Annotated in this window: 20 protein-coding genes; 9 read left to right on the top strand and 11 right to left on the bottom strand. The window is 58.8% G+C overall.

Going from position 1 to position 22,878, the window contains the following annotated elements:
* Window positions 1-92: 92 nt before the first annotated feature.
* Together FO268_RS06190 and FO268_RS06185 are read left to right on the top strand one after the other, a co-directional pair.
* Window positions 93-923: a polyphosphate kinase 2 family protein gene (locus FO268_RS06190; protein WP_150990792.1), complete on the top strand. Its 831-nt coding sequence runs from the start codon at window positions 93-95 to the stop codon at window positions 921-923.
* Between the two features lie 17 nt (window positions 924-940).
* On the top strand, window positions 941-2,212 hold the full coding sequence (locus FO268_RS06185; protein WP_150990790.1) for a D-amino acid dehydrogenase: 1,272 nt from the start codon (window positions 941-943) through the stop codon (window positions 2,210-2,212).
* 174 nt (window positions 2,213-2,386) lie between these two features.
* On the opposite strand, the gene FO268_RS06180 is transcribed toward FO268_RS06185, so the two are convergent.
* A complete protein-coding gene (locus FO268_RS06180) occupies window positions 2,387-3,094 on the bottom strand; it encodes a tRNA/rRNA methyltransferase (protein WP_150990788.1) in 708 nt (235 codons plus the stop codon).
* On the opposite strand from FO268_RS06180, the gene FO268_RS06175 reads away from it, so the two are divergent.
* Entirely contained in the window at window positions 3,093-4,358 is a 1,266-nt protein-coding gene (locus FO268_RS06175; protein WP_150990786.1) for a methyltransferase, read from the top strand. The genes FO268_RS06180 and FO268_RS06175 overlap by 2 nt on opposite strands.
* On the opposite strand, the gene FO268_RS06170 is transcribed toward FO268_RS06175, so the two are convergent.
* The 3 genes from FO268_RS06170 to FO268_RS06160 all read right to left on the bottom strand — a co-directional run bounded on the left by FO268_RS06170 (window position 4,343) and on the right by FO268_RS06160 (window position 8,606).
* The gene (locus FO268_RS06170) at window positions 4,343-4,825 is read right to left on the bottom strand and encodes a DUF4124 domain-containing protein (protein ID WP_150990784.1); all 483 of its coding nucleotides are present in this window, start codon (window positions 4,823-4,825) and stop codon (window positions 4,343-4,345) included. The genes FO268_RS06175 and FO268_RS06170 overlap by 16 nt on opposite strands.
* Before the next feature lie 104 nt (window positions 4,826-4,929).
* On the bottom strand, window positions 4,930-6,129 hold the full coding sequence (locus FO268_RS06165) for an OmpA family protein (RefSeq protein WP_150990782.1): 1,200 nt from the start codon (window positions 6,127-6,129) through the stop codon (window positions 4,930-4,932).
* A 155-nt stretch (window positions 6,130-6,284) separates the two neighbouring features.
* Window positions 6,285-8,606 (bottom strand): ATP-dependent helicase, encoded by a 2,322-nt coding sequence (locus FO268_RS06160; RefSeq protein WP_150990780.1) that lies wholly within the window; start codon window positions 8,604-8,606, stop codon window positions 6,285-6,287.
* Window positions 8,607-8,791: 185 nt separating this feature from the next.
* On the opposite strand from FO268_RS06160, the gene FO268_RS06155 reads away from it, so the two are divergent.
* The 3 genes from FO268_RS06155 (at window position 8,792) to FO268_RS06145 (ending at window position 12,100) form a co-directional block, all read left to right on the top strand.
* Window positions 8,792-9,172 (top strand): DUF2237 family protein, encoded by a 381-nt coding sequence (locus FO268_RS06155; protein ID WP_150990778.1) that lies wholly within the window; start codon window positions 8,792-8,794, stop codon window positions 9,170-9,172.
* Window positions 9,173-9,194: 22 nt separating this feature from the next.
* A complete protein-coding gene (locus FO268_RS06150; protein ID WP_150990776.1) occupies window positions 9,195-11,324 on the top strand; it encodes a tRNA(Met) cytidine acetyltransferase TmcA in 2,130 nt (709 codons plus the stop codon).
* Between the two features lie 80 nt (window positions 11,325-11,404).
* Window positions 11,405-12,100, top strand: a complete 696-nt coding sequence (locus FO268_RS06145) for an ankyrin repeat domain-containing protein (RefSeq protein WP_150990774.1) — start codon at window positions 11,405-11,407, stop codon at window positions 12,098-12,100.
* Window positions 12,101-12,110: 10 nt separating this feature from the next.
* Here the strand turns inward: FO268_RS06145 and FO268_RS06140 are convergent, their stop codons facing one another.
* A complete protein-coding gene (locus FO268_RS06140) occupies window positions 12,111-13,214 on the bottom strand; it encodes an enoyl-CoA hydratase/isomerase family protein (RefSeq protein WP_150990772.1) in 1,104 nt (367 codons plus the stop codon).
* 184 nt (window positions 13,215-13,398) lie between these two features.
* Here FO268_RS06140 and FO268_RS06135 point away from each other — a divergent pair, with 184 nt between their 5' ends.
* Window positions 13,399-13,734: a c-type cytochrome gene (locus FO268_RS06135; RefSeq protein ID WP_150990770.1), complete on the top strand. Its 336-nt coding sequence runs from the start codon at window positions 13,399-13,401 to the stop codon at window positions 13,732-13,734.
* Between the two features lie 28 nt (window positions 13,735-13,762).
* On the opposite strand, the gene ppnN is transcribed toward FO268_RS06135, so the two are convergent.
* Window positions 13,763-15,157 carry a nucleotide 5'-monophosphate nucleosidase PpnN gene (ppnN, locus tag FO268_RS06130; protein ID WP_150990768.1) on the bottom strand — a complete coding sequence of 465 codons (1,395 nt, stop codon included), beginning with the start codon at window positions 15,155-15,157 and terminating at the stop codon, window positions 13,763-13,765.
* Window positions 15,158-15,320: 163 nt separating this feature from the next.
* On the opposite strand from ppnN, the gene thiI reads away from it, so the two are divergent.
* Complete coding sequence (gene thiI, locus FO268_RS06125) at window positions 15,321-16,775, top strand: tRNA uracil 4-sulfurtransferase ThiI (protein ID WP_150990766.1); 1,455 nt, start codon at window positions 15,321-15,323, stop codon at window positions 16,773-16,775.
* Window positions 16,776-16,779: 4 nt separating this feature from the next.
* Here the strand turns inward: thiI and FO268_RS06120 are convergent, their stop codons facing one another.
* Entirely contained in the window at window positions 16,780-17,793 is a 1,014-nt protein-coding gene (locus FO268_RS06120) for a histone deacetylase family protein (RefSeq protein WP_150990764.1), read from the bottom strand.
* Window positions 17,794-17,953: 160 nt separating this feature from the next.
* Here FO268_RS06120 and FO268_RS06115 point away from each other — a divergent pair, with 160 nt between their 5' ends.
* A complete protein-coding gene (locus FO268_RS06115; protein ID WP_150990762.1) occupies window positions 17,954-19,408 on the top strand; it encodes an NAD-dependent succinate-semialdehyde dehydrogenase in 1,455 nt (484 codons plus the stop codon).
* Here FO268_RS06115 and FO268_RS06110 read toward each other — a convergent pair.
* The 4 genes from FO268_RS06110 to FO268_RS06095 form a co-directional block, all read right to left on the bottom strand.
* Window positions 19,405-19,836, bottom strand: coding sequence for a phosphate ABC transporter substrate-binding protein (locus FO268_RS06110; RefSeq protein WP_150990760.1), 432 nt, complete (start codon window positions 19,834-19,836; stop codon window positions 19,405-19,407). The genes FO268_RS06115 and FO268_RS06110 overlap by 4 nt on opposite strands.
* Before the next feature lie 14 nt (window positions 19,837-19,850).
* On the bottom strand, window positions 19,851-21,035 hold the full coding sequence (locus FO268_RS06105) for a porin (RefSeq protein WP_225316513.1): 1,185 nt from the start codon (window positions 21,033-21,035) through the stop codon (window positions 19,851-19,853).
* A gap of 189 nt (window positions 21,036-21,224) precedes the next feature.
* Window positions 21,225-21,638, bottom strand: coding sequence for a substrate-binding domain-containing protein (locus FO268_RS06100; protein WP_150990758.1), 414 nt, complete (start codon window positions 21,636-21,638; stop codon window positions 21,225-21,227).
* A gap of 11 nt (window positions 21,639-21,649) precedes the next feature.
* Entirely contained in the window at window positions 21,650-22,852 is a 1,203-nt protein-coding gene (locus FO268_RS06095; RefSeq protein ID WP_150990756.1) for a hypothetical protein, read from the bottom strand.
* Window positions 22,853-22,878 lie beyond the last annotated feature (26 nt).

The following is a 22,878-nucleotide window of genomic DNA, read 5'->3' as shown; positions in this document are numbered from 1 at the left end:
CTGCTATTCTGAACATTTGGTCCATCAAGTCTATCAGCTTGTTCGATTGTTGACCTGTATTACCGCCATAGCCAGTTGCATGGAGCACCCTGATGAAATTATCGGCTTTTGCCAGTTCCTTTCTTTTCGACCCGAAGAAACCCGCGTTCCGGGATTACGCGACGCTTCTGGACGATAATGAGAAGCTGCCGGGACTGGAAGCCAGTCTGGAACAGATTGGCGAGTACCAGCGCCGGCTCTGGGCCAACCAGGCCAGGGCCTTATTGGTCGTCTGCCATGGGCCGGACACCAGTGGCAAGGACAGCCTGATCCGGACACTGGCCACCTACGCCGACCCTGCCGGTTTCCATGCCTGGTCCTTCAGCCGGCCCAGGGGTGCTGAAACCCGACACGATTTCCTTTGGCGGGTAACGCCGTTCCTGCCGGGCTTTGGCGAAATGGTGGCGTTCAATCGCAGTCATCATGAAGCGGTCATTGCCGAGCGGGTATGGCCGGTTCACGAACCCGAGAGCTACAACTGGCTGAACCGTTACCGGTCTATCCGCAACTTCGAGAGCCACCTGGTGGACGAAGGCACTACGGTGATCAAGATCTGGCTTAACCTGTCCGAGGACGAGCACCGTGAGCGACTTCTCAAACGCCTCGACAAGCCCCGCAAACGCTGGAAATTCGACCAATCTGACATCGAAGGCTGGCAAAAGCGTGCTCAGTACGGAAAGTTCGCTGAAGAGGCCATGGCCGCGACGCACACGGAAGAAGCGCCCTGGTTTATCGTACCCGGCGACAGGAAGCCGCAGGCGCGGGCAATCGTTGCAGCGGTGCTGGCGGAGCAGCTGGAAGGGCTGGCCCCGGACTACCCGCGAGAAGACGAGGGCGTGCTGAAGGAGTACCGGCGCCTGTTAGCTGAACACGGCGTAAAGTGAACCAGACGGAGAGGCAAATGCGCATTATCGTTGTAGGTGGCGGCGTAGTGGGTATGACTACGGCCTATGAGCTGAATCGCAGGGGGCATCAGGTAACAGTGCTGGAGCGCCACGGGATCGCGGCAAACGAGACCAGCAAGGGCAATGCCGCGCAGCGCTCCTACGGGGTGGTTTATCCCTGGGCGGACCCGTCCATGGTGTTGAAGGCCATACCCTGGCTGTTCAAGAAAGACGGCCCTCTGAAAATGAGCGTGCCGCCCTCCCTAGAAACCCAGCGATTCATGTTCGCCACCCTGCGTTACGCTCTGTCCCCGGGCCTTTTCGGTCTGAACAAGCGCGCCATGCTCCGCCTGGGCATTCACAGTCGCAAACGCTTTCTGGCCCTTGAGCAGGAACTGGACCTGAGCTTTGACGGCGACCACAAGGGCCTGCTCCATCTGGCCAGCACGCCGGACGCCCTCGAAGGCTATCGTCAGACTCACCAATTGCTCACGGAGCTGGGCATCGCCTCCCGCTTACTGACCCCTGAGCAGGTTCGTGAAGCCGAGCCCGGAATGACCGGCAGTGGGCCACTCTATGGCGCCCTGAGCTACGATACCGACGGCACTGGCGACTGCCACCTGTTTTCCCGCGAACTGGCAAGCGCCTGTGAGTCCAGGGGTGTGAGCATCCGCTACAACACCGAAACCCTGCACCTTATCGCGGACAGTCAACGGATAACCGGCGTGGCCGTTCGCAACGAGGATGGCAAGGCGGAGACTCTGGAAACCGACGCTGTGGTCATCTGCGCCGGCTGCTGGTCGGATCAGCTGACCCGCCCGCTGGGCCTGAAGCTGCCGATTTATCCGGTCAAGGGCTACAACTTCACCGTGCCTCTGTCAGACCCTGACCGGGCCCCGGTTTCCACGGTGCATGACGATAATTACAAGGTGGTTTCCACCCGCCTGGGTAATCGCCTGCGCGCCTCCGGTTTCGTGGAACTGGCGGGCTTCAACCGTGACATCCCCGAGGCGCGGCTGGCTACCATCCGCAAATCCGTGGAGTCCCGTTTTCCGGGCTGCGCCGACCTAAAAGCCGTGGAAAGCTGGACAGGTTTCCGTCCAATGACACCGGATGGGCCCGCCATTATTGGCCGCGGGCCCCGTGAAAACCTGTTTCTCAATACCGGTCACGGTACTTTTGGCTGGACGCTTTCGGCGGGCAGTGCGGATGTGATTGCCCAACTGGTCGACGGGGAGGAGCCTTCTGTGTGTCTGGATGCTTTTCGGTCTGGGCGGTTTGCTGAGTAGTGTTTTGTCTGGGGCTTTGGGTGCCTGAGCCGTTGCGGGGGCCTCTCCCAAGATACGCTGTGAATACGTCCATGTACGCTCGACGAAAACATCCATGTTTTCGACGATCTTGGGAGAGGCCCCCGCAACGGCTCCCATAGCTCAGAGGTGCCTAAAGGGCTGCCTAAAAGGTGCCTACTGGTCCGAGCTGGACGATTCTCGGAGCTTCCGCTCGATATTTCCACAGAGGGTGTGGGCAAAGCCGATGTCTCTCTCGTTGAGCAAGGGCAACCGTTCGAGCGCCCACTGGAACAGCTTGCCCTCCGCAGGCGCATCCAGTTCAGGGAGAAGGCTCTCCAGCCGCTGGCGCAGGGCACCCAGTCGGGCGTCAGGAGCTTCTGTTCGGGATTGTTCAGTAGGCGCAGAGGCCAGGCCAGACAGCTCCCAGGCATAAAGCATGACTGCCTGGGACAGGTTCAACGACGGGTAGGGCACGGCCATGGGAAAGCCCGTCAGCAGGTCACACAGTGCCAGTTCGTCATTGGCCAGGCCGCGGTCCTCGCGGCCGAATACCAGGGCGGCAGTGGCTACCGAGGCACCCTTGCGGGCCATGATATCTCGCAGCTGCGCGGGCTCGTGCCAGTCCTGCCTTTGGTGGCGGGGTTTGGCGGAGGTGCCCATTAGCAGGTCTACGGAGTTTCTTACCGATGCGAGATCAGGGAAAATACGCGCATTGTCCAGGATATGATCGCTGCCATGGGCCAGCCAGTGAGCTTCCGGGCGCGTGTGCAGGTCGGAATTGACCAGCCATAGCTCGCCAAAGCCCATGGTGCAAAGGGCGCGGGCGGCTGCCCCCACGTTTTCGGGAACCTTCGGTTCGACAAGTACAAAGGCCAGTTGCATGACGTTACCTCCGGCGGCGAGTTTACACCACGGCGCTGAACCTTTTTACCAGCAATGGCAGCGCCTGAACGATTGGCTGGCACAGCACCGTGAGTTGTGGCAACCAGCGCCGTTTACCGACCCCGGCCCTGCCTGGGTGCGAAAATGGCCTTACCTGGCGGAACGGGTGTTAAACCTCTCGGGCCGTGATTGCCAGCGGCTGGACGATGATGCCGGCGCGCTCGCCGGGTTGCTGGGACGGGAGTTGCCGTCATTGCAGTTATTTGAAACGTTGACCTATGTCCCGCCGCTGTCCTCCGAGCCTGTCGGGCCGTGCACGCTGCCGGAAGTCAGAGCCACCGATATGCCGGGTCGCAAGCGCCTGCAATCCGGGGCTTTCGTCGCCGCTATCAGGCCGTTACAGCATGATGTGCTGGACTGGTGCTGCGGTAAGGGCCATCTGGCCAGAACCCTCTCGCCATGGTGCGGTGGCAAGGTGGCAGGATTCGAATGGAACCAGGCCCTGGTAGAGGACGGTAACCGTCTGGCACGGAAGTTCGGGGATGCCGTTACGTTGCACTGTCAGGATGTGATGGCGGACGAGCTGAAGATGCCTGAAACCGTCCATGGCGTTGCTTTGCATGCCTGTGGTGACCTCCACCGGCGGTTGATGCAGCGGGCGGCGCATGGAGGCTTGCCACGGCTGAGCTTTTCGCCCTGTTGCTATCACCTTACGGAAATGCCGGACTACCAGCCGCTCTCCCGGCGGGCCGGAGGTTGCCCGAAGGTGCTGACACTGACGCGGGAGGACCTGAGACTGGCCGTTCAGGAAACCGTTACTGCGCCGCAAAGGGTGCGACAGCAAAGCCGCCAGATCAGCCGCTGGCGTTTGGGTTTTGACGGGCTGCAAAGGTCTCTGCGTGGCAGTGATACCTACTTGCCGGTGCCGTCGCACCCGTCGAGGCTGATAAGCGGTGATTTTGCCGGCTTCTGTCGCTGGGCAGCGAGGAAAAAGGGCCTGGATTTGCCCGAAGAAACGGATTTCGGCCATTGGGAGCGGCACGGTGACCGGCGATTTCAGGAAGTACGTCGTCATGAGCTGGTTCGCCACCTGTTCCGGAGGCCCCTGGAGCTCTGGCTGGTGCTGGATTACGCGTTGTTTCTGGAGGAACAGGGCTATGACGTCCGGCTGGGCACGTTCTGTGAGCGACAGCTGACGCCCCGCAACCTGCTGATTGATGCCGTGAAGAGCGGCCGCAATCAGAGTTCTCAGGGTTTGCGGTAGACCACGTCTTCCACACAGCCATCGCGGAAATACACGTAGGTCAGCTCGTAAAGGTTGCCATAGTATCTGGTCTGGTAGACCCAGGTTTCCTGGGGAGTGGGGTAGGTTTCCGGGGGCCGGCCAAAGGCTTTGCGAACATGCTCTTTAGTCATGCCTTTTACCACCTGTTCCCGCACGAGGTACCGCCTCAGGTCGGTGGAGTTAATGAAGCGGCAGGTGTCTTTGGCCTGTTGCTGTGTGCGCTTTTCCTCCTCCTTTTCGGTGTTCTCCGCTTCTGATTCCGGTGGCAGGTTCTGGCCAAAACTGCCACCAATCTGGTTGTCACGAATGGTGACGGGCCTGGAATCCTCTCCGCAGGGCTGGTCGGAAAAGCGGGTCTCGCCGCTGTCGTCGCAACGATAGACCTGGGCCCAGGCAATAGCCGGAACGCAGAGCAAGAGAATCAGGAAAAACACGGTTCGTTTCATCGCATACTCCGCTGGCTGCATACTACTACTCAAACGCCGGCCACAAAAAAGGCGCCCGAAGGCGCCTTCCAAGAGGGTTGATTCTGAAAACCCAACTTCGACGCTTAACGACGAACCTGAATGCGGGCCTCAACCCGACGGTTCTCGGCGCGACCTCCCGCTGTGTCGTTACTGGCAATTGGCTCGGCTTCGCCGTACCCAACGGCCTCCACGCGATCTGAACTGATGCCCAGGGCATCGGTCAGGCGGGTGGCAACAGCCTCAGCGCGGCGCTGAGACAGGAAGCGGTTATATTCTGCCTCGCCCATGCTGTCACTGTGGCCTGCAATTTCAACGTTAGTTTCCGGATATTCGCGCATGAACTCCGCAACACGGCGAATTTCGTTGTCATAGGCATCGCCAATGACTGAGCTGTTGGTCGGGAACTGCACCTTGAGCTCAATGGTTTCAACCGTCTCGGTTACGCCTTCGCAACCAGTATCATCCACCTTGGCGCCAGCGGCGGTATCAGGACACTGGTCCTGGCTGTCCACAACGCCATCGTTATCACTGTCGAGTTCACAGCCACGATTATTCACGCTGGCACCGGCCGGGGTGTTCGGGCATTGATCCTTGCTGTTGGCAATTCCGTCGCCGTCGTCATCGCGCTCGCAACCATTGCTGTCGACATTGGCGCCAGCCGGAGTGCCGGGGCACTGGTCGCGGCTGTCGGGAACACCATCGTTGTCGGCGTCTTCAGGCTCGGGGCTGGGCTCGGACACAGTGCGGTTAAAAGCAAAGCTCAGGCCGAGGGTGGCCTGAGTATCAAATGTGCTCTCGTCTATGCCGTGGAATTCACGCAATTCGGCACGGATCGAAACATTATCGCTGACGTTGTAACGAAAACCGGCACCAACATTGACTCGGGTTTCTTCGTGATCGGAGCCGGCTGTCTGCTCCACCAGCACATCGTCGCCGAAATCAGCATGGCCGGCGCCGGCCGATACGTACGGATTCCAGGCCTCGTCCTGGCCGGCGAAGTAATAGATACCGTCCAGCCGGTACTCGTTAAAATCGCTGCTACCGTCCACATGCTTGCGATCAGCATCGGCATTGGAGTAAACCGCCTCAACCGCCCAGTTCGGATGGAAGCGGTATTCCGCGCCTATGCCGAAAGTGGCGGTTTCACTGAGATCCCGTTTGTGATCAAACAGTTGAAATCCGACGAAGGGGTTCAGGTAGATCGTTTCCTCGCGGTCTGCGAGGGCGGGTGTAGCAAGGGATGCGGTAAGGGCCGCAAGGGTCAACGGGCGCATGATGTTCATGCAGAACCTCCTGTTCAATTATCATTATTGATAAAGCGTGCGCTTAACGGGTTCGTAAAGCGGTGTTGTTGCCTACTTACGTGAAATCTACGCGAGAGGATTCAAAAAACAACGAATGAATGCAAATGACATATCGGCAATTGTACTCAGGCCTCTTAGGACAGGGTGGTGAAATACAGGTGAGCGCTTTTTTTGCTGAAATTAAGGGTATCGCCATTGTCGAAGCTGACTTCGAAGGAACTCTCGTCCTCGCCGACTACGGAACCGGCCCCGAAAATGGCGTGGCTCAGACGGGTTTTTGCCCACAGCGGCGCTGTCTGGTCTTCACGGGATTCATTGCTACCGTTCAGTGTAATGCCTATCCGTGACGCGTAGCGAGTGCCGGTAGGGGTTACCGGCGCAGATGTTGTAATTGCACTCTCCGAGTCACCGGTGCGTTCGTCCAGCCACTGCCCGAATTCCTTTGATAGAGGGAAGCAGAGCTCGTCTATAAACCGGCTGGGGCCCTGGTCGCCGTCCAGGTGCCGTTTTTCGCCAAAGGGACGGGTGATCAGGTGAAGCTGTTCCCGGGTGCGTGTCATGGCCACGTAGAGCAGCCGGCGTTCGCTTTCCAGAAAGGCTTTGGGGTCATCCTGGGCGCGGGGGCTGTAGGGCAGGTATTTTTCCTGTAACCCGGGGAGGAGCACGGTAGACCACTCCAGGCCCTTGGTGCGGTGGATGGTCGATAGCAGAGCGCCGCCGCGACGGTTTTCCCCCGCTTGCTGCTTCAGTGTCCTCAGGTGCTCAATGGCCTCTTCAGTGCTGACATCCAGCCCTGCCAGGTATAGCCGGAAGCCGCGAACGGTTTCGATACGCTCGTCGGCGGTTTCATGGGTCAGGGCGAGACTGCGGATACCCTCGTAGAGCTCGGTTTCTTCCGCATACCGGGTGATCACATCTGCCACAGCGCCTTTGAATCTGGCCAGCTGCGCCAGTGTTTCGCCCAGTTTGCGAAGCTTTTTGGCCGCCATGGGCGCGAGTGCGTCGAAGTCCATGGCCAGTAGCCGCTCATGCCAGCCATCGCCAAACCCTGCAAGGAAGCGGGCCAGTTGCTCGAGCTCCGGCTCCTTGAGGCCAACATGGGGAAAACGAAGCAGCTGTCGGGCAATATCGAGCCGGTCCTCGTCCGGGAGGTTGCGAATAAGGCCGGACACCACCATCAACAGGCTGGTTATCGCCTGAACCTCACGGCTGAACAGCGCGCCCTTGCCGGCGTCGATCCGATAGGGCACCTGCCGCGCCAGCAGTTTGAGCTCAATGGGCACGCTCTGGCTCCAGACCCGGAACAGAATGGCGGTGTTGGCAAGCCCCGTCTCGTCCATGGGTTGGAGCAGCCTGAGCACAAGTTCACTGTCGGTTTCCTGCTGGTGCAGGGTGATCCCGGTTGCCGGCGTAGAGGAATGGGAGTGGCACAGCACATCCTTGCGACCGGTGTTGTGGCAGATCAGGTGGTTGGCCAGCAGCGCTACCTGGTGGCCGTAGCGGAAGGTATAGCTCAGGGTCTGTTCCAGCGGGCTTTCGAACTCCTCGCTGAAACGCTTGAGGATAAAGTCCGGCTTGGCTCCCCGGAACTCGTAGATGGTCTGGTCCGGGTCGCCCACCACGGTGACCCGCGCCCTGTCCCCCGCCACGTATCTCAGCAGCAGGTGCTGGATTTCGTTGGTGTCCTGGTATTCGTCAACCAGGATCAGATCCATCTTGTTGCCCACCAACCGCTGCAGCGGCGGGTTCTGGTGAATGGCCATCACAGGCTCATAGAGCATGTCGGCGTAGCTGATCCGGCTCTGGGACTTTCGCCACTGTTCGAAGCTGTGGAACAGGTCGATCAGGTAACGGTGCTTGTCGGAATAGCCAAGCTCTTCGAATACGATCTCCGCCGGGGACAGGGTGGTTTTCACCAGGTCGATAAAATTGACTGCGGTTTCGACGAAATCTTTCTTGTTGCGGCGGATTTCATCCGCCAGGTCTTCCGGCGCCAGCCGGCGGGTGAGCTGCCACGCCTGGTAGCTTATTTCCTGGTCGGTAAGGATCTTGTCGGAAAACCCGGGCAGGAATCCTTCCTTCACAAAGCGTCTGTAAAGTCGCAGGCCCATGGCGTGGTAGGTGCGAATTTCCGGCGTTGCCAGGCCGAGGTTGCGGGTTACCTCCTGGAGCTTACGTTCAAAGTCCACCCGCGCACTGCGGTTGAACATCAATACCAGCATGCGGTTGGGGTCGTGGCCCTGCTCCAGCAGGTAGCGGATACGCCAGGCCAGTGTCGAGGTTTTCCCACTGCCCGCGACGGCCGTGATCACCACATGCTCAAAGCCGGCGGTGATGATGGCTCGTTGTTCGTTGGTAAGATAATCCGGCAGCTCGGTCATGGTCTGCGTTTGGTGTGGGGTCGGCATGGGCGGTATTGTACCCGGCGGCTGGTAGTGCTGATACTGGTGCCGCATAATCCCTCTGGTTTTGTGCTTTTTATCGGGGATATATCGCTTGTTGGGTGCCGGAGGGTATGGATGGTCTCTTCCAAAACACGCTCAAGCACATCCATGTGGCGCTTGGGCTCCGCCATCCATGGCTCCGCACAGTTTTGGAAGAGACCATCCAAACCCTCATTCTGACTAAGGAGATCGATATCATGGCTTCAACCGCCGAACCGGTTAATGTATTGGGCGAGAGCCTGGAAGTGTGTGGTACGGACCCGGAGACCGGTTTCTATCGGGACGGGTGTTGTAATACCGGACCGGACGACCTGGGTGCGCATGTTGTATGCACCGTTGTTACAGATGAGTTTCTGGAGTTTTCCAGTGCCACGGGTAATGACCTCAGCACGCCACGGCCGGAGTTTGGTTTCCCCGGCTTGAAAGAGGGCGATTCCTGGTGTCTGTGTGCGTCCCGTTGGCAGGAAGCATTTGAGGCAGATTGTGCGCCTCGGGTAAAGCTGAGGGCCACTCACCGCTCGGCGCTTAAATATTCCAGACTGGAAGATCTCAAACGTCATTCCATGGACCTGAGCTGACCGGGTGGCGCCGAGAGACCGTATGAACGGGCCTGAACTGCTCCACTGGCAAAAGCTGCAAGCCGACCTTCGTGCCGCGGGGCAGAGGCGGTTGGTGCTTGTGGAGGGTGAGCGTGATGCCTCACTTGAGTGGTTGGGTTCACTACTTCCTGCATTGTCGGTTTCACCGGGGGTCTGGACGGGACCGGTTGATGATCAGCCCGCACCCTCACTGACATCAATTAAAGCGGTTGAAGGGCGACGCTGGCTGGGGCAGGAGCTGGCCTGCGTAGTCTGGGATGGCTGGCAGGGCAATCCGCCGGACAGTTTTGCGGCGTTGGCGGGTACATTGTCGGCCGGTGGGCTGTTTTTCTGGCTGATGCCGAAGCTGGAAGAATGGGGTACATTTGCCGATCCTGACTATGCCCGGATGGGACTTCCGGCTGAAGGTCACCATCCATTTATGGCGCGGATGGCCCATATCGTCGCGAACAATAAACCAGTTATTCGGTTGTTATCCGATAACGCCGGGCCCCGGCCCGTACTGCCCTCTGTAAAGCCTGCTGAGACGCCATTCATGGTAGCCGGTACTCCAGATCAGAAGCAGGCCATCGACGCTATTGCCCGTACCGGCGAAGGCCGGCGCAGGCGACCACTGGTTATCATTGCTGATCGTGGCCGTGGTAAATCGGCTGCGATGGGCATGGGCGCGGTCCGTTTGCTGCAGGGCGGGCGCAACCGTATAGCCGTGGTCTCGCCCCGTAAAGACAACGTTGCCAGCCTGTTCCGTCATGCGGCGGAACAGGCTGGCGTTGAATATCACGGGCAGACTGCCCTTTACCTTGATTCCGGCGCCAGCCTTGAGTGGTTTCCGGTGGACGATCTCCTGGCCACTCGCCCGGAGGCGGAACTGGTTATGGTGGATGAAGCTGCCGCCATCCCGGCCCCCCTGCTGAAGCAGATTCTGCTTGGCTGGCCGCGGGTGGTATTTGCCTCTACGGTGCATGGCTATGAAGGGTCAGGGCGGGGGTTCAAGCTTCGGTTCCACAGGGTTCTGGACCGGGAAACGCCCCACTGGCAATCGCTGACTCTGGCGCACCCGGTACGCTGGTCGCCGCAGGATCCCCTGGAACCATTGATCAACCGTCTGTTCCTGCTCGATGCAGAGGCGCAGGGGGCAGGGCCGGCAGGTGAGCTCTCGTTTGACGAATGGCAGCCGGAACATGCCACAGAGACGGAACTTTCCCAGGCCTTTGGCCTGTTGGTCGATGCCCACTATCGAACCACGCCCGGCGACCTGCGTCAGTGGATGGATGACCCCAACGCTGTGACCCTCGTGGCAAGACAGGGGGGTGACATCATCGGCGTACTCTGGGCAACGATCGAGGGGAATCTCGAGCCTGCCCTTGCCCGGAAGGTGTTGCGGGGCGAGCGGCGACTGAAAGGCCACCTGCTGCCCCAGTCCCTGGCCAATCATGGTGGTGATCTGGACGCGGCCACCCTGCGCATACTGAGAGTGGTGAGGGTGGCTGTTCAAGGCCAGTATCGCAGGCAAAGAATCGGCAGGCAGTTACTGAATAGCGCCACCGACAGGGCCGGAGCTCTGAAGCTCGACGCTATTGGCACCAGCTATGGCGCTGCGGAGGATCTCCTGCCTTTCTGGCACTCGTCCGGCTTCGCCACCGTAAGGCTGGGTATCAGTCGCGAGGCAAGCTCTGGCGAGTACGCCGTGCAGATGCTGAAGGGGCTGAGTGGTAAGGGGGTGGCCGCACAACGGCGACTGTCCGCCAGATTTGCCGAGCAATGGCCGACCATGTTGCCGGCGGTCTGGGCCGGCCTTTCGCCGCAACTGGTGTTGGCAATCGCTGCAGACCTGCCAGCAGCACTGCCACTGACGGATCAGGAGCGCATTGAACTGGAAGCCTTCGCGTACGGGCACCGGGGTTTCCAGCTGACCCTGCCTGCGTTGAAACGACTGACGCTGCAGGGCGGCGTTGCGAACCGGCTTCAGGGGCATGCCTGTGCCCTGTTGTGGGTGAAAGCTGTGCTGCAGAATCACTCGTGGGACGTGCTCAGGGAGGGAGGTTTTTGTACGGGGCGGAAGGCTGGCGAGGCCGGTTTGAGGACGCTTGCGGGGGATCTGATCAGTGGTGGGTTTGATAAACAGGCCTGACTTGTGAACAGCTCGATTTAATTCTGCCCGGTTACTGACCAGAATACCTGCAAGAATGAACCAACAGAGACCGAAATATCATGGCCCAGGGAACCGGCTCCATCCTTCCAAAACTCCTGCTTTCGCTGCTCACCACTGTGCTTGCCACGGCCTGTGCCACAAGGGACGATCCTTCCAATCTCGAGCAACACCAGTCATCAGTGGCCAATACACCGATGATGGCCGCAGTCAGCAGCGGCGATCTTGATAAAGTGGAGTCTCTGGCATCCTGGGGCGCGTCGCTGAACACGCTGACAGAACAAGGCACACCCCTGACAGCTGCTGTGAAAGCCGGCGAGGACCGCATCGCGTTGTTCCTGCTCAGCGAAGGGGCTGACCCGGATCGCGCAGCGGCAGATGGCGTGACGCCGCTGATGATTGCGGCAGAGGAGGGGCATCGCCGTCTGGTAAGGCTGCTGTTATCGGCCGGCGCCAGGGTGAATGCCAAAGACAGCGAAGGCACCACGCCCGTGATTCGGGCGGCGCGTAATGGTCATCTGTCAGTGGTCAAGGTACTGCTGGCAGCGGGCGCCAATGTGAACGTCAGTCAGGATGGGCGTTCATTACTGATGCATATTGTGGAAGGCGGGGATTTGCTGACCGCAGAGATGTTGCTCGCCGCGGGCGCGGATGTGAATTACCGGGGCTCGAACGGACAGACAGCACTGGATCTGGCCCGCGCCAGCAACAACCGGGACCTGGAAATGCTGTTGATCCAGGCCGGTGCTGAAATCTGACGGGAGCTTTTCAGTCCAGGTTCATGGGGTCGTTGCTGTCGTCCAGTTCTGGCAGGAAGTGTTCCTCGACAACACTTTCAGGCACCTCGGCCACCGTGCTGAATGACCATTGGGGCGTGTTGTCTTTTTCAATCAGCCTGGCCCTGATGCCTTCCCGCAAGTCTGGCCGCCGGGTGCAATGGGTTGCCATGGTCAGTTCCATCCTGAAGATGTCCTTCAGGGACATCTGCTGTGCCTTTTTGAGCTGGGTCCACACCAACCAGGCTGTTACCGGGCAGCCGCCACGGAGGCTGGCCATACATGTCTTCCACCAGTCACTGTCGATATCTGCGGACAGCAGGTTGTCAACGATCTCCGGTAGATCTTCTCCGGCACTGAGCGTCGCGATGCTCTGCTCATGACGGGCCAGATCGCTGGCCGGCAGTGCGCGGTAGTCCGGGTGCTCCAGCTGTTTGATGAGACGGAACAGGCGGTTGTCATCAGCGGCGGAGTCCCCGGTCCAGCGTTCCTCCTGCAGACGACTCATCAGGGAATCGATCTGCTCGGGGAGAATGGCCATATCGGCAAGCCCCACTCGCAGAGCATCGGTGGCATTCAACCTGGCGCCGGTCAGACCCATAAACAGGCCAAGCCGGCCGGGCAAGCGGTTGAGAAACCAGCTGGCGGCTACATCGGGAAACAGGCCAATGGAGATTTCGGGCATGGCCATTTTGACATCCGGGGTAATGACCCGGTAGCGGGAGCCGGAAAGAATGCCCATGCCGCCGCCCATCACTGCGCCGTGAGCAATGGTGATGACCGGTTTGGGGAAGCGGTGGATGGTGTAATCCATACGGTATTCACGGGCAAAGAAGCCGGCCGCAACCTCGCTGTTTTCAGGGCCGGACAGCTCGCCATAGAGCTCGCGTATGTCGCCCCCGGCGCAAAATGCACGGTCCCCGGCTCCGCGGAATATAACCATGCAGATATGGCTGGCGCTGGCCCACTGGTCCAGCGTACGCTGAATCTCCTGAATCATTGAGCCCGAAAGTGCATTCAGGCTGCCGGGAGCGTCCAGAATGATCTGGCCAATGGAGCCTTCCCTGCATTCAATTTCCTGAACCTGAATGGGCATGTTCACTTCTCCGCTGAAAATACGTTGCCGTAATGGGCGCGATGTTACGTATCTGGTATTACTTACCTATAGCTGGCGCATTGATTTATCGCATTTGAGCTTTAGTTTGTGTGTGCTATAAGTTTGTCCAGATTTCATCCTTCAGATATCTGTCGGATCCCGAAACGATGAGAGGGTAAAACCAATGAAACTGAAATACCACACCATTGCTGTTCTGTTTACACTGGGTGCAGCTTTGCCGGCTGGTGCAATGGCTGCCGATGCTGAGGCAGGCAAAGCCAAAGCAGCAGTCTGTGCTGCCTGTCATGGCAAGAATGGCATCGCGGCCATTCCTGGCTATCCTAACCTGGCCGGGCAGAACGAACAGTATCTTGTGTCCGCCCTCAAGGCCTACAAGAACAAGCAGCGTAGCGGCGGGCAGTCTGCGGTTATGCAAGGCCAGGCTACTGGCCTGAGCGATGAGGATATCGCCAACCTGGCAGCCTACTACGCCAGCTTGCCGGCAGACGGCGGGAAATAATCCCCCGCCACAGTCTGCCCCGCTATTGTCAGGGAGTGGCCTGCGCTGCTCCACTGACAATCCGGTAGCTGGGTTCGTAGGCACTCGAGCCCGGCAGCTTCATCCGGTTCTGGGCCACGAATTCCTTGAGCATGGCAGCCAATGGCGTCAGCAAGGCAGGGTCGCCCGCAATCTCGAAGGGGCCGTATTCCTGCACCTGGCGTATACCACTTTCCTTGACGTTACCAGCCACAATGCCGCTGAATGCCTTGCGAAGGTTGGCCGCAATCAGGTGAACCGGCTGGTCCCGATGCAGCTCCAGCGCCCGCATACTTTCATGGGTGGGCTCGAATGGCGGCTGGAACACCGGGTCGATTTTCAGCATCCAGTTGAAGTAGTAAGCGTCCTGCATGGCCCGGCGGAAGGTTTCCACATCTTTCATTCCCTGCTTCATGGTGCGCGCCACCCGTGCCGGATCATCAATGATGATCTCGTATTTTTTGGTAGCTTCGTCTCCCAGCGAGTTGCGGATAAACTGATCAATCATCTCGAAGTATTCGGCGTTTTCCGGCTGACCGGTGAAGACCACCGGGAAGGGCAGGTCCGCATTGTCCGGATGTAACAGAATGCCCAGCAGATAGAGGATTTCCTCGGCGGTGCCTACGCCGCCCGGAAACACAATCACCCCGTGTCCAGTGCGAACGAACGCTTCAAGACGCTTCTCGATATCCGGCATGATGACCAGTTCGTTAACGATGGGGTTCGGGGCCTCGGCACCGATGATGCCTGGCTCCGTCAGGCCGATATAGCGCCCGTTTTTTACCCGCTGCTTGGCATGGCCGATGGTGGCGCCTTTCATCGGGCCTTTCATGGCGCCGGGGCCACAACCGGTACAGATGCTCAGCCCCCGCAGGCCGAGCTGGTGGCCTACTTCCTTGCTGTACTGGTATTCCCGTTCATTGATAGAGTGCCCGCCCCAGCACACCACCAGGTCGGGGTGCCGGCCGGCTTGTAATACCCTGGCATTACGTAATATGTGAAAAATCAGGTTGGTGATGCCTTCGGGATCATCCCGGCGCAGTCCGGAGGCTGACTGGGGAATGGAATACGAATAAATAATATCCCGCAATACCGAAAACAGGTGCTCGCGGATAGCGCGCAGCATCTGCCCGTCCACAAATGCGTGGGCAGGGGCGTTGACCAGTTCCAGCTTCAGCCCCCGGGGTTGAGGCACCAGCCGAACGTCGAAATCCGCATGGGCTTCCATCAGCGTTTTACAGTCATCGGTTTCTACACCGGTGTTGAGCACGGCCAGCGCGCATTGCCGGAAGAGACGGTAGAGACCGCCCTCGCTTTTATCCTTGAGACGATTGACTTCAAAAGTGGACAGGATTTCCAGGCTGCCCTCAGGGGAGACCAGGGCATTGATGGTGGATTCGGTCATGAACGGTGAAACTCCTGAATATTTCGCGGGCACCCTGCAATCATATTGATGCCTTTTTGTCTGATTATAACCAGCTTCGGGAATGCCTGATTTTGAGGCATGCAGTGAAACCGTTACACTAAGCACTTTAACGTGAATACGCCACCCGACAGACGTCCGATTTATGAAACTTCTTATCCGTCCTGCCCCTGAAGTTGCGATCAAGAGCAAGCCCGTTCGCAGACAGCAGATGCGGCACCTGCGCCAGAATATTCGCAAGTTGCTTACACGCCTTGATAATGACATCCATGTTGAAGGTTCCTGGGACCGGGTGGATGTGGCGATTCCCGATGACCGTGGCCTGGCGGGCCCTGTTATCGAAGAGCTCCGGCGCATCCCTGGCATTTCCACGATCCAGGAAATCGGCGTCTTTCCATGGGTAAGTATGGACGATGTTGCGGAAAAGGCGGTGGCGGCCTTTGCCGAGCGTATCCGGGGCAAAACCTTTGCGGTTCGGGTGCGCCGTCACGGAAATCATGACTTTCGATCTATCGACCTTGAACGCTTCGTTGGCTCCGCGCTGTTTGAAGCCTCCGCACCAAAAGGTGTTGACCTGGGCAAGCCTGAAGTCGAGGTGCGTATTGAGATCCAGGACCAGGACTATCATATTGCCCACCGCAAACACCGCGGTGCCGGTGGCTATCCATTGGGGGCCGTAGAAACGGTGATGACCCTGATCTCCGGGGGTTATGACTCCTCTGTGGCGGCCTACCTGATGATGCGCCGGGGGCTGAGGTCCCATTTCCTGTTCTTCAGACTGGGTGGCCCTGCCCATGAGTTGGGTGTTCGGCAGGTGGTTCATTACATTTGGGATCGCTACGGCGCTTCTCACGGTGCCAAGTTCATTTCCGTACCTTTCGAGGGTGTGGTAGAAGAAATCATGCGCTCGGTCAACCAGCGTCACTGGGGCGTGGTGCTCAAGCGTCAGATGCTGAAGGCTGCCTCAGAGATTGCCGTCATCAATAACGCGACCGGCCTCGTCACAGGCGATGCAGTAGCTCAGGTCTCCAGCCAGACCCTGTCAAACCTCAACGTGGTCGACCGGGCCAGTAGCGAGGTGGTGCTGCGGCCGCTGATTTCCATGGACAAGGAAGCCATTATCAATATCGCACGGGAGATCGGCACAGAGCCATTCGCCCGCACCATGCCAGAATACTGTGGGGTTATTTCCCGCAAGCCGGCAACCCGGGCGAAGCTTCATCGTGTTGAGGAAGACGAGGCCAATATGGATCCGCAGGTGCTGGAGCAGGCCATTGCAAGCCGCGGGGACACACCGGTCAACCGCCTGATGGAAACCACCACCACCCCTGAAGAAGTGGAACTGGTCCATACGCCGGAGGTGAGCGATGTAATTATTGATGTGCGCCACCCGTCGGAAGGCGAGCAGTCACCGCTGCACCTGACCAGTAATCGGGTGGTGGAGATTCCCTTTTACGAACTGAGTGAACGCATCCGGACTCTCCCGGCCGACAGACAGTACCTGTTGTACTGCGACCGCGGCACCATGAGCCGGATGCACGCCTGTAACCTGAAAGCCGAGGGCCACACCAACATCAAGGTGTACGCCCCCGCTTACTGATTCCTTACCCCTCCAGCCCCTTGAAGAACTGCTGCACGTTTTCGCTCAGGGTTTCCAGGTCATAGCCGCCTTCCTGCACAATCAGTGTGGGCAGGCCGGTCTGGCGGATATGGGTGGCCAGGCGGCAGAATCCTTCTGAAGAGACCGATACTTTGGCCTGAGGATCATTGTGGTAGATGTCGAAGCCGAGCGGGAGTATCAGTGCATCCGGCTGGAACAGGCGAATGGCGGCCAGAGCCTCCTCAAGTTTTGCGAAGAAGTCCTCCTCTGACGAGCCGTGGGGCATGGGCAGGTTGATGTTGTAACCAAGCCCCTCGCCTTCACCTCGCTCATCCTCATAGCCACTCACCACCGGGTAGAAATTGGTGGGGTCGCCGTGAATCGACACGTAGAGGACGTCGTTGCGGTGGTAAAAGATTTCCTGGATGCCCTGGCCGTGATGCATGTCGGTATCCAGTATGGCGATTCGCGGAAAGCGGGACTTCATGTGTTCTGCGGCAATCGCAGCATTGTTGAGGTAGCAGAAGCCACCGGCAGCATCCTTGCGAGCGTGGTGCCCCGGGGGACGACAGACCGCATAGGAAGTTCGCTCACCAGCGATCAGGGCATCGGCAGCACCCAGGGCGGTCTGCGCAGACCAGTAGGCCGCATCCCAGGTATGCGCTCCGATCGGGCAGCTGCCGTCGGCCTGGTAGCGGGCGGCTTCAGCCAAAATACCTTTAAGGGCATTGGGTGAGCGCACAAAGATATTGGAAATCACTTCGTCGCCCCAGTCTTCCATCTGCGACCAGCGGCGGTGAGCGGACTCAAGAAAACGCAGGTAGCCCAGGTCATGCACCCGGGATATGGGCCCGGCGCCCTGGTCAGCCGGCTGCAACACGGCAACCCCCATCGCTTTCAGCCCCTCCAGCATTTGCCCGGTGCGATCAGGGACCTCCTGTGGCTGGCGCATCTGGCCCCGAGTAAAGTAGGTCTTCGGTAGATGCTGATCCTGTGAGGGATGAAAAAACGCCTTCATGGTCCGACCTCCTGATAATGACATTGTTCGAGTATAGGCGTCCGCGGGTGCTGGTCAAAACACCTTTGTCTGACTTTACAGTAGCGGTTTCTGCATCCACTATGAGAGACATATCACACTGACGCAAACCCGAATTTATACATTATTGAAAGGAGCCGAGATGATCGAGTCACCACTGCTTCCCAAGCTGACTGGCTACATCGGCGGTCGCTGGACTGAATCCCCGGACGGAAACACCTTCGATGTCTATAATCCGGCCACGGGCAAGGTAATTGCCGGTGTGGCGTCTATGTCGGAAAGTGAGGTGAAAAACGCCGTTGAAGCTGGCAAATCCGCCCTTCGCCTGACCAGTCCCTACACGATTGAGACCCGGCGTAAATGGCTGGAAGATATTCGCGATGCGCTCAAGGACAATAAAGAGGAAGTGGGTCGCATCCTGTGTATGGAGCACGGCAAACCCCTTAAGGAAGCCCAGGGCGAGGTGGACTATGCTGCCGGTTTCTTTGATTACTGTTCCAAACATATCCAGGCACTGGACGCCCACACGCTGACGGAAAAGCCCAAGGATTGTACCTGGACTGTGCACTACCGTCCCATCGGCGTTGCCGGGCTGATCACCCCCTGGAACTTCCCCATTGGCATGATTGCCAAGAAGCTGTCTGCCGCCCTGGCAGCTGGCTGCCCCTCAGTGATCAAGCCGGCCAGTGAAACACCGTTGACGATGATTGCGCTGTTTACACTGATGGACAAACATGTAGACCTGCCAGATGGCATGGTGAACCTGGTGATGGGCAAAGCGAGCGTGATCGGCAAGGTGCTGTGTGAAAGCCCTGATGTGCCCATGCTCAGTTTCACCGGCTCCACGGAAGTGGGCCGCAAGCTGATCCTGGATACGGCCGACCAGGTCAAGAAGCTGGCACTGGAATTGGGTGGTAACGCCCCATATATCGTCTTCGACGATGCCGACCTGGATGCGGCCGCCGATAACCTGATTGCCAACAAATTCCGTGGTGGCGGCCAGACCTGTGTTTGTGCCAACCGGATATTTGTCCACGAAAAGGTGGTGGGTGAGTTCGGACAGAAGCTGGCGGACCGGGTAAACCGTATGACAGTAGGTGATGGCCTGGCGGAAGACGTTGACCTTGGCCCGCTGATCAACAAGGCCGGTTTCGACAAGGTGAAGCGCCACGTCGAGGATGCACTCGAGAAGGGCGGCGAACTGGTCGCTGGCAAGAAACCGGGGGATCTGGGCGAAGGCCACCTGTTCTTCCCGCCAACGGTGATTTCCGGTGTTACCCGGGATATGTGCTGTTCCCGTGAGGAAACCTTCGGCCCGCTGGTTCCCATGGCCACCTTCCGCAGTGAAGAAGAGGTCATCGAGGCTGGTAACGACACCGAGTTCGGACTGGCGTCCTATGTGTTCACCGCAGACGCGGAGCGCGCCCAGCGAGTGGCTGCCGGGCTGCGCTTTGGTCATTGTGGCTGGAATACGGGGACCGGCCCCACGCCAGAAGCACCTTTCGGTGGCATGAAGGCGTCCGGCATCGGCCGCGAAGGCGGCCTGGAAGGCCTGTTCGAATTCGTCGAAGCTCAGACTGTACCCCGCGGCTTTTAAGGCTCCGGGGTCAGCAGGACCTTCACCGAATCATCCACCAGGGTAGAATCGAGATAGCCGATACTGCCCAGGGTGGATGACACCACGCTCTTCATACTATTCGCCGAGGACACCTCCCTCGGCGGGTGCCCCTTTCCGGTTAACACCTGTCGTGACCAGAATGACTTCAGCCAGGCATCGTTGCGTTCGGTGATCAATTCATTGAACTCATCCCGCATGCTGTTGCCCGCCGGTAACTGAAACGCCACAACACGTTGACCGTCGGGCAAGCGTGAGCTGCGGTTCAGATAAATATCTTTCACCTGTTGTGGCGTGATGGTATCCGGGCCACCGTGATGGCCAATGATGACCAGTTCCGCCCGGGCACCGCCCACGAACAGGCATAGCGCGGCCAGAACCACTGTCAGGGATGTCCGTCGAGTCTTCATGGGTTACTCCGTTATCAGAACGCGGCGTCGAGTCTAACCGTGTACACGTCGGTGCTGTCGAAGCGGCCGCCCGGATTGCCGCTCAGCGCGTCCAGCTGGTTGCCAATCAGTCCCCCGGTGGTTTTGCCGAATCCGCGGGCATGAGTCCAGTCCATCTTCATGGCAACCGACGGGGTCATGTCCCAGCGAAAGCCCAGGCTGTAGGCCTGGCGGCGCACATCCAGCACTTCAAGCGGGGTTGCCTCGCGCTCGTGATTGTCCTGGCTTTCCACCCAGGAAGCCGTTGCATAAGGGGTAACTTCCTTGATCCGGTAACCGAGGGTGATGTAGGCAGAGTCAGTGTCCTGGTAGAAGCCATCCACCTCAACGCGGGTCAGTTCAGACATCAGCAGCCAGCTGCCATCGTCGTAGGAAAGGCCCAGTCCCATGAACTCCGACTTTTCATCGTCGCCGAGTGGAGGTGTCCCCCCGATGGTGGCTTCTGCCCGTGCATAGACGCCGCGGAAGGTCCACAGGTAGTTGGTCCAGTTTGCGGTCAGGCCGGTGATGTTCCGTAGCTCAACGTTTACGGTCCGGCCCAGGGAGTCGGCCTCGTCATCAAGATGGCCGGCAAATGCCCGGGCCTGGATAGACGATCCGGACAGGTTGAAGGTATAGGCAGCATCGGCGCCCAGATAGCTGCGGACCGGCACCGGGTCATACACGGCTTCGGGCGGGCGTGCCCAGGGCTGGCCATAGCCGATTTCCAGGGTTTCGGATTCCATGAACAGGGGCAGGCGCATTTTGCCGGCGCGCGTTTCGAAGCCGTTGCTGAACTGGTGGCGCAGGTAGCCCCATTCCAGCTCCGTGTCCCAGTCTTCATTGCCGCGGGAAACGAGCTGGAGCACCGCTTCGGTATTGCGGCCGAGCGCAAAGGTGCTTTGCAGGCCGAACAGGCTGAGGGTTTCCAGGTCGGACTTTTCGGTAGCGTCGTCATAGCCTGCATCGTTGTTGGCGCGGGTATAACCGGTGCTGAAGAAGCCGTTCAGGCGGACCTTTTCCAGGCTGGATTCGGTCATCTGCTTCTGCATGGAGTCCAGCCGCTGTTCCAGCTGGTCGATACGCTGGCTGTCATCGGCCATGGCCGGTAGTGACAGGGCTGCAGTCAGGGTGAGGGACGTGAGGGCAAAACGGGTGGTGGTTCCGTATACGGAGTACATCGTACATCATCTCCTTTGATGTCTGGTCGCAATGATGCGGGCGCCTTCCTGGCCCGCGGCGCGGAGTATATCGAAGATGAAAAACTATTCATAATTTATGTAGCCAAACTATGAACACATCTGCTTTTTCAGGACGAAAGTCAGATGGCCGGGGCAAAGCGGTCGCACTTGCCCCGGCTAAAAGGTGATTTATGGCGTCAATATCACCTTTACGCTGCTGTCTACGTCAGCCGAATCGATGTAACCGATGGCGCCTGGTGTAGAAGCGACCGTCGCCTTCATTGCGGCGGCGTTGGCGTGCTCCTCCGGAGGCTGACCTCGGCCGGTGAACACCTGTTGTGACCAGAATGCCTTGAGTTGTGCATCATTACGGCCCGTGACCTTGCCGTGGAATTCTCCGCGGGTGCCGTTGCCTTCGGGTAATTCAAACGCTTTCGCCTTCTGGCCATCCGGCAGTTCCTGGCTGCGGTTCAGATAGATATCGCGTACCTGGTTCTGGGTAATGCTGTCCGGGCCAGCGGTGTGGCCAATGACCACGACTTCGGCCATCGCAATGGGGCTTGCCAGCAGGCTTGCCAGTAACGTGAGACTGTACTTGCTCATGGCAGGGCTCCTTAAAAGGCCGAGTCGAGTTTAAGGGTATAGACGTTGGTGCTGTTTTTCTCGTTTACCAGAACGTAGTCCTGGTTCAGCCCGCCCGGGGCGTCTTCAAAGCCGCGCACGTGAGTAACATCCATCTTGATGGCAACGCCAGGGGTGATGTCCCAACGAGTGCCTACGCTATATTCGTCCCGGCGTGTATTAAGGATGGCTTCCGGCACGGTGGGCAAAAACTCGCCAGTGCGCTCGTCATCATCCTGAGTCTCGGACCAGCCGATTGCCAGGTATGGGGTCCAGCTGCCAAAGCGGCGGCCAGCAGATATGTAGGCTGAATCGGTATCTGTGAAGCGGCCATCAACCTCAGACCTGGTCACCTCAGAGATAACCTGCCAGGTGCCATCGTCGTAACTGAAACCAACGCCGAAGAAGTTAGCCCTGTCGCTGTCTGCCAGTGTTGTGGTTCCCGGGGGTAGCTGGATTCCGAAGCTTGCAGCTCGCTCGGCAAGACGGGTAGCCTCGACGGTTGCTTCCGTAGTTACTGCAACAGCTCTGACGGTCCACAGATAGTCTGTCCAGCTCACCGTGGAGCCGATGAGATTCCGGAACTCGGTTGTTGCAGATCGGGTGTTCTGGTCATTAAAGCCGGTGAAGGCCTGGGTAGTAATGGCAGAGTTGTCGAGATTAATGGTGTAGGTGGCGTCGGCGCCAACGTAACTCGTGGACTCGATGGGCCCATAAACGCTCTGCGGCGGACGTGCCCATGGCTGGGAATAGCCCACTTCCAGTGAGTCCGAGTACATGAAGAATGGCAGTCGCATTTTACCGGCGCGCAGTTGCAGGTTGTTGGTTGGGCGATGGCTGAGGTAGGCCCACTCGATGACCGGCTCCCAGTCTTCATACCCACGGCCCACCAACTGCATCACTGCCTGGCTTTTCTCGGTGACATCAAACGTACCCTGGAGTGCCAGCAAGCTCTGATCTCCAACGCTTGAGTCTTCGGACACGCCGGTAAATCCAACGTCATTGCTGGCACGGCTGTAACCCGTGCTGAAAAAGCCGTTGAACCGAACCCGGTCATTTTTCACCGAGTTCAACTGCTGCTGCATGCTGTTCAGTTGCTGTTGCATCTGGGCAACAGCTTCGTCGTTGGACTGTGCCACAGCGCCACCAGCACTGATGGCGAGCGCGAGGGGCGCTACGCGAAAGTAGGTTTTCATAGTCTGCTATTCCTGGTTGGGAGGGT

Origin of the sequence: Marinobacter denitrificans, assembly GCF_008795955.1 — a bacterium.
GTDB lineage: Bacteria > Pseudomonadota > Gammaproteobacteria > Pseudomonadales > Oleiphilaceae > Marinobacter > Marinobacter denitrificans.
Note: the sequence above shows the minus strand (reverse complement) of the source record. Positions and strands in the feature narration are given on the sequence as shown.

What these genes read in the sequence shown, in the direction of transcription:
- FO268_RS06190 (WP_150990792.1), top strand. Translation starts at nt 93, where the DNA reads ATGAAATTATCGGCTTTTGCCAGTTCCTTTCTTTTCGACCCGAAGAAA.
- FO268_RS06110 (WP_150990760.1), bottom strand. Translation starts at nt 19,836, where the DNA reads ATGAAGACTCGACGGACATCCCTGACAGTGGTTCTGGCCGCGCTATGC.
- FO268_RS06170 (WP_150990784.1), bottom strand. Translation starts at nt 4,825, where the DNA reads ATGAAACGAACCGTGTTTTTCCTGATTCTCTTGCTCTGCGTTCCGGCT.
- FO268_RS06105 (WP_225316513.1), bottom strand. Translation starts at nt 21,035, where the DNA reads ATGTACTCCGTATACGGAACCACCACCCGTTTTGCCCTCACGTCCCTC.
- FO268_RS06185 (WP_150990790.1), top strand. Translation starts at nt 941, where the DNA reads ATGCGCATTATCGTTGTAGGTGGCGGCGTAGTGGGTATGACTACGGCC.
- ppnN (WP_150990768.1), bottom strand. Translation starts at nt 15,157, where the DNA reads ATGACCGAATCCACCATCAATGCCCTGGTCTCCCCTGAGGGCAGCCTG.
- FO268_RS06150 (WP_150990776.1), top strand. Translation starts at nt 9,195, where the DNA reads ATGAACGGGCCTGAACTGCTCCACTGGCAAAAGCTGCAAGCCGACCTT.
- FO268_RS06175 (WP_150990786.1), top strand. Translation starts at nt 3,093, where the DNA reads ATGACGTTACCTCCGGCGGCGAGTTTACACCACGGCGCTGAACCTTTT.
- FO268_RS06165 (WP_150990782.1), bottom strand. Translation starts at nt 6,129, where the DNA reads ATGAACATCATGCGCCCGTTGACCCTTGCGGCCCTTACCGCATCCCTT.
- FO268_RS06160 (WP_150990780.1), bottom strand. Translation starts at nt 8,606, where the DNA reads ATGCGGCACCAGTATCAGCACTACCAGCCGCCGGGTACAATACCGCCC.
- FO268_RS06095 (WP_150990756.1), bottom strand. Translation starts at nt 22,852, where the DNA reads ATGAAAACCTACTTTCGCGTAGCGCCCCTCGCGCTCGCCATCAGTGCT.
- FO268_RS06135 (WP_150990770.1), top strand. Translation starts at nt 13,399, where the DNA reads ATGAAACTGAAATACCACACCATTGCTGTTCTGTTTACACTGGGTGCA.
- FO268_RS06120 (WP_150990764.1), bottom strand. Translation starts at nt 17,793, where the DNA reads ATGAAGGCGTTTTTTCATCCCTCACAGGATCAGCATCTACCGAAGACC.
- FO268_RS06145 (WP_150990774.1), top strand. Translation starts at nt 11,405, where the DNA reads ATGGCCCAGGGAACCGGCTCCATCCTTCCAAAACTCCTGCTTTCGCTG.
- FO268_RS06140 (WP_150990772.1), bottom strand. Translation starts at nt 13,214, where the DNA reads ATGCCCATTCAGGTTCAGGAAATTGAATGCAGGGAAGGCTCCATTGGC.
- FO268_RS06115 (WP_150990762.1), top strand. Translation starts at nt 17,954, where the DNA reads ATGATCGAGTCACCACTGCTTCCCAAGCTGACTGGCTACATCGGCGGT.
- FO268_RS06100 (WP_150990758.1), bottom strand. Translation starts at nt 21,638, where the DNA reads ATGAGCAAGTACAGTCTCACGTTACTGGCAAGCCTGCTGGCAAGCCCC.
- thiI (WP_150990766.1), top strand. Translation starts at nt 15,321, where the DNA reads ATGAAACTTCTTATCCGTCCTGCCCCTGAAGTTGCGATCAAGAGCAAG.
- FO268_RS06180 (WP_150990788.1), bottom strand. Translation starts at nt 3,094, where the DNA reads ATGCAACTGGCCTTTGTACTTGTCGAACCGAAGGTTCCCGAAAACGTG.
- FO268_RS06155 (WP_150990778.1), top strand. Translation starts at nt 8,792, where the DNA reads ATGGCTTCAACCGCCGAACCGGTTAATGTATTGGGCGAGAGCCTGGAA.